Below are 12,023 nucleotides of genomic sequence, written 5' to 3'. Positions count from 1 at the left end.
CGGCAAGCGCGCGACGCCGTGGCCGAGGCGCGCGGCACGCTGGCCGAGCGACCGGCGCCATGGAGGATGCGCAGGAGCGCTCCGAGGGCGCGCAGGGCATGGCCGCCCGCGCGGAGGAACTGCTGGCGCAGGCCGACGAGGCACGCACCGACTGCCAGTCGCGCGAGGCCGAGGCCCGTGCCGAGCGCTGCCGAGGCCGAAGGCGAGCTGAGCGCCTTGCGCGCCGAGGTCGGCGCGCTGACCCGATTGCTCGACCGCGACACCGCCGAGGGCGGACAGGTGCTTGACCGGCTGCAGGTGGCGCAGGGCTTCGAGAAGGCGCTCGGCGCCGCGCTCGCCGACGACCTGCGCGCGCCCGAGGTCGGCGCGGGCGCGGCGTCCGGCTGGGTGGAACTGCCACGCTATGAAAACCAGCAGATGCTGCCCGAGGGGGTGAGCGCGCTGTCGCAACATGTCACCGTGCCGGGTGTGCTGATGCGGCGGATGGGCCAGATCGGCCTTGTCGACCGCGCCGAGGGCACACGCCTGCAGCCGCTGCTGAAGCCCGGCCAACGCCTCGTCAGCCGCGAGGGCGATCTCTGGCGCTGGGACGGCTTCCGCGCCGGGGCGGAGGATGCGCCGTCGGCCGCCGCGCTGCGGCTCGAACAGCTCAACCGGCACGAGGTTCTGAAGACCGAGATGGAGCGGGCCGAGGCGCAGGTCGTGGCCATGCGTGGGGCGCATGATGCGCTGGTGGCCCGGCTCGCCGATCTCACCCGTGCCGACAAGGTGGCGCGCGAGACCCGGCGCGAGGCCGACCGCGAGGTCAACGAGGCCATGCGCGCCTTCAACCGCGCCGAAAGCGAGCGCAGCATGGCCGAGAGCCGGCTGGAAAGCCTCGGGCTGGCGGTCAGCCGCCACGCAGGCGAGGCCGAGGCGGCGCGCAAGCAGGTGCTGGAGGCCGAGCGCGCCCTGTCGGAACTCGGCGATCTTGAAAGCGCCCGCGCGCTGGCCGAGGACGTGCGGATGACCGTCGAGGCGGCGCGCATGACCATGATGACCCGCCGCTCGGCGCATGACGAGCTGCGCCGCGAGGGCGAGGCGCGCAAGGGCCGGCAGCAGAACGTGACCAAGGAGCTCTCGGGCTGGCGGCACCGGCTGGAGACGGCCGAGAAGCGCAGCGCCGAGCTATCTGACCGCAAGGCCACGCATGAACGCGAGCTGGCCGAGGCCCGCGCGGTGCCGGACGAGCTTGCCGGCAAGCGCGACGATCTCGTCCGCTCGATCGAGGAGGCCGAGGAGCGCCGCAGGCTCGCCGTCGACATGCTGTCCGCCGCCGAGAGCGCCATGCGAGCGGCCATCGCCGCCGAGCGTGATGCGGAACGCGCCGCCTCCGAGGCGCGCGAGGCCCGCGCCGGCGCCGAGGCCCGGGTCGAGGCCGCACGCGAGACCGTCGCCGCCGCCGCCGAGCGTATCGAAGACGAGCAGGAGACGACCCCCGAGAAGCTGCTGACGCGGCTCGACGTGGCGCCCTCGGACATGCCGGCCTCCGAGGCGATCGAGGCCGACGTGAACCGCCTCAAGCGACAGCGCGACGCGCTCGGCGCGGTCAACCTGCGCGCCGAGGAAGATGCCCGCGAAGTGCGGACCGAGCATGACACGCTGGCGCAGGAAAAGACCGACCTCGAGGAAGCCGTGCGCACGCTGCGCTCGGGCATCTCGTCGCTGAACCGCGAGGGGCGCGAGAGGCTGTTGACCGCCTTCGAGCAGGTCAACGCCAACTTCCGCCTGCTCTTCACCCATCTCTTCAACGGCGGCGAGGCAAATCTCGTCATGGTCGAGAGCGACGACCCGCTCGAGGCCGGGCTCGAGATCATGTGCCAGCCGCCGGGCAAGAAGCTCTCGACGCTCTCGCTGCTCTCGGGCGGCGAGCAGACGCTGACCGCGCTGGCGCTGATCTTCGCGGTGTTCCTCGCCAACCCGGCACCGATCTGCGTGCTCGACGAAGTCGATGCGCCGCTCGACGACGCCAACGTCACGCGCTTCTGCGACCTGCTCGATGAGATGTGCCGCCGTACCGAGACCCGCTTCCTGATCATCACCCACCACGCGGTGACGATGAGCCGGATGGACCGGCTCTTCGGCGTGACCATGCAGGAGCAGGGCGTCAGCCAGCTCGTTTCGGTGAACCTGAAAAAGGCCGAACGGCTGGTCGCCTGACGCGGCGCCGCGCGTGCGGCGCACGAAGGATGCCTCCGGCGGGGATATTTTTGCCTAGAAGAAACAGCTGAAAAAGGGACAGGGGCGCCGCGCCGTCCTTTCTTCTAGGCTCAAATATCCCGGGGGTGCGGGGGCAGAGCCCCCGCCTCGTCCTTCGGATCACTCGTCCCAGTAGACCCCGGTCAGATCGGTCGCCTGCGTCGGCTGGTTCTTCCACAGCCCGTGCAGTTTGGCATCCGCCACCGTCGGGAAGCCGAGCTGGAAGAGGTAGGCGTTGACATGGTCCTCGGCGATGATCCGCTGCGCCTGCTTCAGCATTTCCGAGCGGGCTGCCGGATCGGTGGTCGCGGTCAGCTTCGCCATCAGGTCCTGGAAGTCCGGATTGTCGTACTGGAAGTAGTAGTCGGGCCGCGCGTAGATGTTGATGTCCATCGGTTCGGTGTGGCTGACGATCGTCAGGCCGAAGTCCTTGCCGCGGAAGACCTCTTCGAGCCATTGCGCCCATTCGAGGTTGGTGATCTCGGTCTGGATGCCGACCGCGCGGAGCTGCGCCGCGATGATCTCGCCGCCGCGGCGGGCATAGGAGGGCGGCGGCAGCTTCAGCGTGGTGGTGAAACCGTCGGGATAGCCCGCGTCGGCGAGCAGGGTCTTCGAGGTCTCGGGGTCGTAGTTGGACAGGGCGGTCAGGTCGACGTAATCGGGATTGTGCGGGGCGAAATGCGTGCCGATCGGCGTGCCGAGGCCGAACATGGCGCCGTCGATGATCGCCTGCCGATCGATGGCATGGGCCACCGCCTCGCGCACCAGCGGATCATCGAAGGGCTCGAGCCCATTGTTCATCGCCAGGATCGTCTCCCCCTCCGTCGAGCCGACGAGCACCTGGAAGCGCGGGTCGGCCTCGAACTGCGGCAGGTTCTCTGGCGCCGGGAAGCCGGCATAGGCGTCGATGTCCTGCGCCATCATCGCGGCGAAGGCGGCGGTCGGGTCGGAGATGAAGCGGAAGGTGGCCCGGCTCAGCGCCGGCGTCTCGCCCCAGTAGCTCTCGTTACGGGTGAGGCTGATGCTGTCGCCCTGCGTCCAGCTGGTGAAGGTGAAGGGACCGGTGCCGACGGGGTTTGACTTGATCGCCTCGATGCTCTCGGGCGCGACGATCACCGCGTCGCCCCAGGCCATGTTGAACAAGAACGCACCGTCGGGCGCCTTGAGGGTGACCTGCACGGTCTGCGGGTCGATCACCGTGACCTCGTCGATCCCGGCAAAGAGCGCCTTCTGGGCGTTCTGGCTGTCCTCGGCCCGGGCGCGGTCGAGGCTGAACTTCACGTCCTCGGCGTCCATCGCGGTGCCGTCGTGGAAGCTGACACCCTCGTGCAGGTGGAAGGTGTAGCTGGTGCCGTCCTCGGAGATGTCCCAGCTTTCGGCGAGGCCCGGGTGGATCGAGCCGTCCTCGGCGAATTTGGTCAGCCCCTCGAAGACATTGCTGTAGAGCACCGAGTCGATCGCCCCGGCGGCGGCGGCGGTCGGGTCGAGATGCGGCGGCTCGAGCTGCAGCGCGATGATCAGATCGTCCTGCTGCGCAAAGGCGGCAGAGCCGAGCAGCAGCGCGGCGAGGGAGAGGCTGAAACGGGTGATCGGTCGGGTCATCGGCAAGGCAACTCCTGTGTCGGGGCCGGGCGGGCGAAACTCCGGCAAGACTGCGCGCAATTGCCCCGTTTGTGCAAGCGGCGACACGGTTTGCGGTCTGGATCGGATCCGTCCGGCCTGCTAAACGGCCCCATCCCGCGCGAGGAGCCCCAGACGAGAGGAGACGTCCATGAGCGCCACGGTCCGCAAGAGAGCCCCGCTGCCCGAGGACATCCGCGCCCGCAAGGGCGGCGTGCCGCTGGTCAGCCTCACTGCTTATACGACCCCGATGGCGCAGGCCATGGACGCCCATTGCGATTTCGTGCTGGTCGGGGATTCCGTCGGCATGGTGCTGCACGGGCTGCCCTCGACGCTGGGCGTCACGCTGGAGATGATGATCCTGCACGGCCAGGCGGTGAAGCGCGGGCTCGACAGGGCGATGATGGTCGTCGACATGCCCTTCGGCAGCTACGAGGAGGGCCCGCAGCAGGCCTTCCACAATGCCGCGCGGATCATGGCCGAGACCGGCGCCGGTGCGGTCAAGCTAGAGGGCGGCACGCATATGGCGCAGACAATCGGATTCTTGGTGCAGCGCGGCATCCCGGTGATGGGTCATGTCGGTCTCACCCCGCAATCGATCAACACGCTCGGCGGCTACAAGGTGCAGGGCCGCGGTGCCGCGGCCGAGGCGCTGATCGCCGACGCCCGTGCCGTGGCAGAAGCCGGGGCCTTTGCCGTGGTTCTCGAGAAGGTCCCGGCGGCGCTTGCCGACCGGCTCACCGCAGAGCTGCCGATCCCCACCATCGGCATCGGTGCCTCGGCGAACTGCGACGGGCAGATCCTCGTGGTCGACGACATGCTGGGGGCCTTCACCGCCTTCAAACCGAAATTCGTGAAACGCTACGCGGCACTCGGTCACCAGGCCGAGGCGGCGATCGAGGAATATGCGGCGGAGGTGCGCGCCCGGGAATTCCCCGGCCCCGAGCATGTCTTTGCCGAAGAAGCACCGGAGAAGACCAGATGACCGCTCCCATCCTGAGAACCAAGGCGGCGCTGCGCGACGCCGTGCAGGGCTGGAAAGCCGCCGGCGAGAGCGTCGGCGTGGTGCCAACCATGGGCGCGCTGCACGCCGGTCACCTGAGCCTCGTGGAGGCCGCGAAGGCGGGGTGCGACAGGGTGATCGTGACGATCTTCGTCAACCCCAAGCAGTTCAACACTGCCTCCGACCTCGAGAATTACCCCCGCACGGAAGTGGCCGATGCGGAAAAGCTCGCGCCTTACGCGGTCGACGCGATCTACGTGCCGGGGGCGGAGGAGATCTACCCCGAGGGCTTCGCCACCTCGGTGCTCGTCTCGGGGCTGACCGACGGTCTCTGCGGCTCGCACCGTCCCGGGCACTTCGACGGGGTCACCACGGTCTGCGCCAAGCTCTTCCTGCAGACCCTCGCCGACCGCGCCTATTTCGGCGAGAAGGACTACCAGCAGCTGCAGGTGGTCACCCGCATGGCGCGCGATCTCGACCTGCTGACCGAGGTCATTGGCTGCCCCACCGTGCGCGAGGCCGACGGGCTGGCGCTGTCGTCCCGCAACGTGCTGCTGCCGCCCGGGACCCGCGCCGCCGCTCCGGCGCTGAACCGGGTGCTGCGGCAGGTGGCCGAGCGGCTGGCCGAGGGCGAGAGCCTCGGGCCGGTGCGCTTCCAGGCCGAGGCGGCGCTGCGCGAGGCGGGCTTCTCCGAGCTCGAATACATCGAGCTGCGTAGCGCGGACGGCTCGCGCCACTGGAACACCCCACCCGGCCCGCTCGCCTGCTCGCCGCCGCCTGGCTCGGCGGGGTGCGGCTGATCGACAATATCGCGCTGGGTTGAGGCCGGACCGGGGGCGCTGCCCCCGGACCCCCGGGATATTTGACCCTAGAAGACGGAAGGGCGCGCGCCCTTCGGCTTTTTTCCTGGCCCAATCTCCCCGCCGGAGGCAGTCCGGCGTTTGAAGATGCCCGGCGCCGGGAGGTCAGCGCAGCAGAAGCCTCTCGAGACTGCGGGCCATGACGCGGGCGCTGTCGAGCATGTCGGTCACGCCGATCCATTCATCGGGCTTATGCGCCAGCTCCAGCACGCCCGGCCCGTACGCGATGCAATTCTTCAGCTTGCCGATGCGGTCGATGTGCTTCTGGTCGTAGCTGCCGGGCGAGGCGACATAGGTGGCGTCCTGTCCCAGAACCTCGCGGATCGCCTCGGCCACGGTGGTGACCACCGGGGCGCTCTTCTCGGTCATCGAGGGGATGACGCGGTTCAGCTCGCGGATCTCGTAGTCGAAGTTCGGGCGGCGCGATTTCAGATCTTCGAGCAGGCCCACGACTTCGTCCTGCACGCCCTCGACGGTCTCTTCCATCAGGAAGCGCCGGTCGATCACGATGCGGCAGCTGTCGGGCACGCAATGGGCGGGAAGGCCCTCGTGCTGTTCGTCCTGACCGCCATGGATCGAGTTGATGTTCATCGTCGAGTTGCGCGCGCCCTCGGGAACCACAGGCATCTCGGTGACGCGGGCGGCCATGGCGGGGAAAAGCGTTTCCTCGAAGGCGTCGAGCACGGCGCCCATGTGGCGGATGGCGCAATCGCCGAGGAAGGGCATGGAGCCATGGGCGATCTCGCCCTTGGTCTCAATCTCGGCCCACCAGCCGCCGCGGTGACCGAGGCAGATGCGGTGCTTGTCGAGCGGCTCGGGGATGATCACGTGCTGCACCCGGTTGGGCGAGAACCAGCCGTCTTTCGCGAGATGGGCCACCCCGCCGTAGCCGCCGGATTCCTCGTCCGCCGTGGCGCTGATCTCGACCGCGCCGGTAAAATCGGGATGCTCTTCGAGGAAGGCCTCGGCGGCGATGATCGAGGCGGCGAGCCCGCCCTTCATGTCGCAGGTGCCGCGGCCGTAGATGCGGTCCCCCTCGAGCGCGCCGCCGAAGGGGTCGCGGGTCCAGCCGGCGCCGACCTCGACCACGTCGTGATGCGAGTTGAAATGCACGCAGTCGCCGGGCCGGGGGCCCTCGCGTCGGGCGACGATGTTCCAGCGCGGGTAGCGGTCGCTGTCACCGGGGGCGCCTTCGGCACGCACCAGCGTGCAGGCGAAACCGCGCGCCGCGAGCCGGCGTTCGAGGTAATCGCAAATGTCGCGGTAATATTGCCCCGGCGGGTTCAGCGTCGGGATGCGGACGAGATCCTGCGTCAGCGCGATCAGATCGTCACGCTTGTCGTCGATACGGCGCGCGAGGGCATCCATTGGGCGGGTGGCGAGTGCGTCGGTCATGCCTGCACTCTTCCCGGCTTTGCCGCGCCGCGCAAGCGTGGCGGCGCGGGGAAAGTGCCTGTCCAGGGGGGCGATCAGGGGAACCGCAGCCGGGGCGCCTCGCCAAGGGGGATTGGCCCGAGCCGGGCGATGCCCCGGTCGAGGGTCAGCGGCAGGTCGAGCGTGTCGCGGTTGCCGGAAAGCCCGGCGACGAGGCCGAGCCCGTCCTCCAGCGCCTGCGCCATGCCCTCGGGCAGCTGGCCGCTCTGCCGGGCCATGTCGATCATCTCGCGCCAGTTCACCGCCTTGACCGTGACCTGCCCGTCGAGCCGGCCGTCGTCGTCCACGTCGACATCGCCCGCCACCTTGAGCTGCAGGTCGTCGACCTTGTACTCTGCGAGGTGCAGGTCGACGCGCAGAGGCTGCGGGTGCGGGCCGGCCTGCTTGCCGACGCGCAGCGGCAGGTCGGTGTCGAACCCCGCGTCGAGGCGGATGGCATCGGCGACGCGCCCGCCCGAGCTGGCGATCGCATCGGCGCCAACCATGATGCGGTAGCTGGTCTCCTCGTCCTCTTCGCGGGTGAGCGCGGCGGTCAGCCCGGCCAGCGCGGCCGTGGTGGCGCCGGTGAGGTTGAGCGTCTTGCTCTCGAAGTTGGCGCGCACGACGGTGTCACCCTCGTGGATGAAGCTTGCGCGCATGCCGTCAGAAGCGATCTGGGTTTCGCCAAGCTCGGTGGTCAAGCTCATCTGTGGCGGGAAGGCGACGATCTCATGCCCGAAGTTGTAGACGAGCCGGTAGATGTCGACAAAAGGCGTCTCCCAGCGCAGCCCCTCGGGGCTTTCCAGCACCAGCCCGCTCAGACGCGCGTCGACGCGGTTGGGAAAGCCGGTTAGCGAGAGGTCTTCGTAGGTGGCGGTCCAGCCCTCGGCCCGGCGCGCCTCCATCCAGCTATCGATGGCCCTGCGCTCGAAATGCACCGAGACGAACCAGAAGCCGGACCATGCCAGTGCGGCCACGATCACCGCGAACAACAGTTTCTTCACCACGCGCCCCTTTTCTGACGGACAGGATTGGTGTTTACAGCCGCCATGCGGAAAGGACCAGAATGATGGCGCTTTGGGTCTTCGGCTACGGCTCACTTCTTTGGAATCCCGGCTTTCCGGTGGCCGAGAGCGTCCATGCGACGTTGCCCGGCTACCGGCGCTCGTTCTGCATGCGCTCGATCCATCACCGCGGCACCCCCGAGGCGCCGGGGCTGGTGCTGGCGCTCGATGCCGAACATGCGGCCGCCTGCGACGGGCTGGCGCTGCGCGCGCAGCCGGGCACGGAAGCGGCGACCCTGGCCTACCTGCGCGAGCGCGAGCTGGTCTCGGCCGCTTATTACGAGGCCACGCTGCCGCTCACGCTGCAGGACGGGCGCGCGGTGGAGGCGGTGACCTACATCATCGACCCGGATCACGTGCAATATTGCGGCGGGCTCGACCTAGAGGAGCAGGCGCGGATCATCGCGCAGGCGATCGGCGGGCGCGGGCCGAACAGCGAATATCTCTACAATACCGCCTCGCACCTCGAACATCTGGGCATTCCTGATGCCGAGCTGCACTGGTTGGCCGACCGTGTGCGTGGCCTGACGGATAACGGCTTGGCTTGATTGGGGCGAGGGCATACGCTGCCCCGCAGAATAGTACTTACCTAGGTGCCCAGAATGGACCGACGCGACCTCGAGGCAGAGGCCCATTTCAGTCAGCCGGTCCGCCAGATCCTCCTGATGCTGGCGGTTCTCGGCCTGTGCGGTGCAGGCGCGGTGCTGGTGCTGCCGCGGGTGCTGCCGGTCTTCCAGTCGAACCCCTATCTCAACGGCTTCATCCTTTTCGTCTTCGTGCTTGGCGTGCTGGCCTGCTTCTTGCAGGTCGCGCAGCTGATCACCTCGGTGCGCTGGATCGAGGGCTTCGCCTCGGGGCGCGAGGCCGCGGCGCGCCCACCGCGGCTGCTGGCTCCCTTGGCGGCGCTGCTGAGGCGGCATGACAAGCGGCTGCAGATCACCACGACCTCGACCCGTTCGATCCTCGACTCCGTCGCGACCCGGATCGACGAGGCGCGGGAGATCACCCGCTATATCACCTCGCTGCTGATCTTCCTTGGCCTGCTGGGCACCTTCTACGGGCTTGCGACCACCGTGCCGGCGCTGGTCGACACCATCCGCAGCCTCGTGCCCGCAGAGGGTGAGAGCGGCGTGCAGACCTTCTCGCGGCTGATGAGCGGGCTCGAGGGCCAGCTCGGCGGCATGGGCGTGGCCTTTGCCTCCTCGCTGCTCGGCCTCGCCGGCTCGCTGATCGTCGGCCTTCTGGAGCTTTTCGCCGGGCACGGGCAGAACCGTTTCTACCGCGAGCTCGAGGAATGGCTCAGCTCGATCACCAAGCTCAGCTTCAGCTCGGGCGAGGGTGAGGGCGGCGGTGACGAGGCGCTGATCGGCATGGTGCTCGACCAGATGAACGACCAGATGGAGCGGATGACCGCGCTCTATTCCGAGAGCGAGCAGGGCCGGATGGAGATCGAGGGGCGGCTCGGGCAGCTCGCCGATTCCATTGAGCGGATGACCGAGCGGCTCGAGGCCACGGCGCCCTCGAACAACTCGCTGGCGCGGATTGCCGAGGGGCAGGAGCGGCTAATCGAGGTTCTGGAAAGCCGCGAGACTGCCGAGGGGTTGGATGCCGAGAGCCGCATGCGCCTGCGCTCGATCGACGTACAGATGCTGCGGCTGCTCGAAGAGGTGGCCGCCGGCCGTCAGGAGAGCATGGCCGAGCTGCGCACCGATCTCGCGACGCTGACCCGCGTGCTCGGGCAGATCGCCCGTCCGCAGCCCCCGCAGGTGCGCGCGGTGCGCCCGAACCCGGCCCGCTCCGGCGGCTCCGAGGGCTGATCCATGGCCCTGTCGCGCCGCACCGGAGCCCGCCTTCAGGCCAATATCTGGCCCGGTTTCGTCGATGCGATGACCGGGCTTCTGCTGGTGCTGATGTTCGTGCTCACCATCTTCATGGTGATCCAGTTCGTGCTGCGCGAGACCATCACCGGGCAGGAAACCGAGCTTAGCAGCCTCTCGGGCGAGCTTGCCGCGCTGGCGCAGGCGCTGGGCGTGCAGGAGCGCAAGAACACCGCGCTGACCAACCAGCTCGGCGAGCTCGAGGCGACACTCTCGGACAATGCCGCGCAACTTGCCGAGCAGCAGTCGATCATCGCCGCGCTCACTGCGCAGCGTGACGCGCAGCAGGGGCGCATCGCAAGTTTCGAGGAGCAGGTCGGCTCGTTGATCGCCGAGCGCGACGGGGCGCAGAAGACGATCGGCGAGCTGACGGCCGAGAAGGACTCGCTGACCTCGGACCGCGACGCGCTTCAGACGGCGCTTGCCTCTGCCCGTTCCGAGATGGACGCGCAGACCGAGGCGGCCCGGCTCGCCGCCGCGCAGCGCGAGGCGATGGACGCGCTGATCGCCGATCTTCGGGCGAAGAATGCCGAGCAGGACGTGCAGATGGGCGGGCTCTCGGCGCAGGTCGAGGCGCTGCAGCAGGACCTTACCGACGAGGAACAGCGCCGGCTTGCGGAATCCGAAGCCGCCGCCGCGCTGCGCAAGCGGCTCGAGGGTTCGCAGGCCGAACTGACCGCCATGACCCTCGCGCTCGAACAGCAGCGCAAGAAGGCCGAGGACACGCTGACGCTGCTCGCCGCGGCGCGCGAGGGCGAGTCGGAACTGAACGCCCGGCTCGCGGCGGCGCTGGCCGCCGACAACAGCAACGAGCTGGAGGCGAAGATCGTCGCGCTGGAGAGCGCGCTTTCCGAGGCGCAGCAGAGCGGCGAGACCCAGTCGGGGCAGCTGTCGGACCTGCGCGACGAGCTGGCGACGGCACGCGCGGAGCGCGACGCGGCGCAGGTGAAGCTGGCGGAGGCGCTGGCGGCGCAGAGCGACGTCGAGCTTGATGCCCAGCAGGTGCGCGACCGGCTTGCCGCGGCGCTGGCCGCCAAGGCCGCCGCCGAGGCGCAACTGGCCGAGGGGCTGAGCGACGACGAGCGCCAGCAGGCGCTTCTGGCGCAGGCCCGCAAGGAGCTTGAAGCCAGCGACGAGCGGGCCAGCACGGCGCAGAAGCAGTCGGAGCTGCTGAACCAGCAGGTCGCGGCTTTGCGCACGCAGCTCTCGCAGCTGCAAGGGCTGCTCGACGACAGCCGCGAGAAGGACGCCGAGGCGCAGGTGCAGATCCAGAACCTCGGCTCCGACCTTAACGCCGCGCTGGCGCGGGTGGCCGCCGAGGAGCGCAAGCGCCGCCAGCTCGAGGAAGCCGAGCGCAAGCGTCTCGAGGCGCAGGCGCAGGACCTCGAACGCTACCGCTCGGAGTTCTTCGGCCGCCTTCGCGAGGTCGTTGGCCAGCAGGAGGGCGTGCGGATCGAGGGCGACCGCTTCGTCTTCTCCTCCGAGGTGCTCTTCCCGCCGGGTGGGGCGACGCTTTCGGCCGCGGGCGAGCGGGAGATCGACAAGATTTCCGGCCTGATCCGCGCCATCGCGCAGGACATCCCACCGGGCATCAACTGGATCCTGCGGGTCGATGGGCACACGGATGACACGCCGCTGCGTCCCGGCGCCCCCTTCGCCGACAACTGGGAACTCAGCCAGGCGCGGGCGCTGTCGGTGGTGCGCTACATGGTCGAGAAGGAGGGCATTCCGCCGCAGCGGCTCTCGGCCAATGGCTTCGGGCAGTTCCAGCCGATCAACAGTGCCGGCACCGAAGAAGCCAAGGCGCAGAACCGTCGGATCGAACTCAAGCTGACCGAGAAGTAGGGCTGACCGAGAAGTAGGGCAGGGCCGCGTGGCGCGCGGCTGGCTTAGCCCACACCGGATAAGACGCAGGCAACAAAAAACCCTCCCCGCCAGGCCTGCGGGG

General features: G+C 69.0%; 7 protein-coding genes and 2 pseudogenes. 6 read left to right on the top strand and 3 right to left on the bottom strand.

Features of this window, described 5'->3' with window-relative positions:
* Positions 1-2,199 (top strand): annotated as a pseudogene (locus CLG85_RS19970) (coiled-coil domain-containing protein); the annotation flags it as partial.
* A 159-nt stretch (positions 2,200-2,358) separates the two neighbouring features.
* Here CLG85_RS19970 and CLG85_RS19965 read toward each other — a convergent pair.
* The gene (locus tag CLG85_RS19965; protein WP_095884288.1) at positions 2,359-3,840 is read right to left on the bottom strand and encodes an ABC transporter substrate-binding protein; all 1,482 of its coding nucleotides are present in this window, start codon (positions 3,838-3,840) and stop codon (positions 2,359-2,361) included.
* 169 nt (positions 3,841-4,009) lie between these two features.
* On the opposite strand from CLG85_RS19965, the gene panB reads away from it, so the two are divergent.
* Positions 4,010-4,843, top strand: a complete 834-nt coding sequence (gene panB, locus CLG85_RS19960) for a 3-methyl-2-oxobutanoate hydroxymethyltransferase (protein WP_095884287.1) — start codon at positions 4,010-4,012, stop codon at positions 4,841-4,843.
* Positions 4,840-5,684, top strand: a pseudogene (panC, locus tag CLG85_RS19955) (pantoate--beta-alanine ligase). The gene panB and the pseudogene panC overlap by 4 nt, the downstream one beginning before the upstream one ends.
* Positions 5,685-5,826: 142 nt before the next feature.
* On the opposite strand, the gene CLG85_RS19950 reads toward panC, so the two are convergent.
* On the bottom strand, positions 5,827-7,116 hold the full coding sequence (locus tag CLG85_RS19950) for an acetylornithine deacetylase/succinyl-diaminopimelate desuccinylase family protein (protein ID WP_260349905.1): 1,290 nt from the start codon (positions 7,114-7,116) through the stop codon (positions 5,827-5,829).
* A 74-nt stretch (positions 7,117-7,190) separates the two neighbouring features.
* Positions 7,191-8,138 carry a DUF2125 domain-containing protein gene (locus CLG85_RS19945; RefSeq protein WP_260349904.1) on the bottom strand — a complete coding sequence of 316 codons (948 nt, stop codon included), beginning with the start codon at positions 8,136-8,138 and terminating at the stop codon, positions 7,191-7,193.
* 65 nt (positions 8,139-8,203) lie between these two features.
* Between CLG85_RS19945 and CLG85_RS19940 the strand changes: the two genes are divergently transcribed.
* Genes CLG85_RS19940 through CLG85_RS19930 form a run of 3 tightly spaced genes read left to right on the top strand, consistent with a single transcriptional unit; the run spans position 8,204 to position 11,920 of the window.
* Positions 8,204-8,746, top strand: a complete 543-nt coding sequence (locus tag CLG85_RS19940) for a gamma-glutamylcyclotransferase (protein WP_224847918.1) — start codon at positions 8,204-8,206, stop codon at positions 8,744-8,746.
* Between the two features lie 54 nt (positions 8,747-8,800).
* The gene (locus CLG85_RS19935) at positions 8,801-10,015 is read left to right on the top strand and encodes a biopolymer transporter ExbB (protein WP_095884304.1); all 1,215 of its coding nucleotides are present in this window, start codon (positions 8,801-8,803) and stop codon (positions 10,013-10,015) included.
* 3 nt (positions 10,016-10,018) lie between these two features.
* Positions 10,019-11,920: a peptidoglycan -binding protein gene (locus CLG85_RS19930; protein ID WP_260349903.1), complete on the top strand. Its 1,902-nt coding sequence runs from the start codon at positions 10,019-10,021 to the stop codon at positions 11,918-11,920.
* Positions 11,921-12,023: the final 103 nt, after the last annotated feature.

Source organism: Alloyangia mangrovi (assembly GCF_002300555.2).
Lineage (GTDB): Bacteria > Pseudomonadota > Alphaproteobacteria > Rhodobacterales > Rhodobacteraceae > Salipiger > Salipiger mangrovi.
Note: the sequence above shows the minus strand (reverse complement) of the source record. Positions and strands in the feature narration are given on the sequence as shown.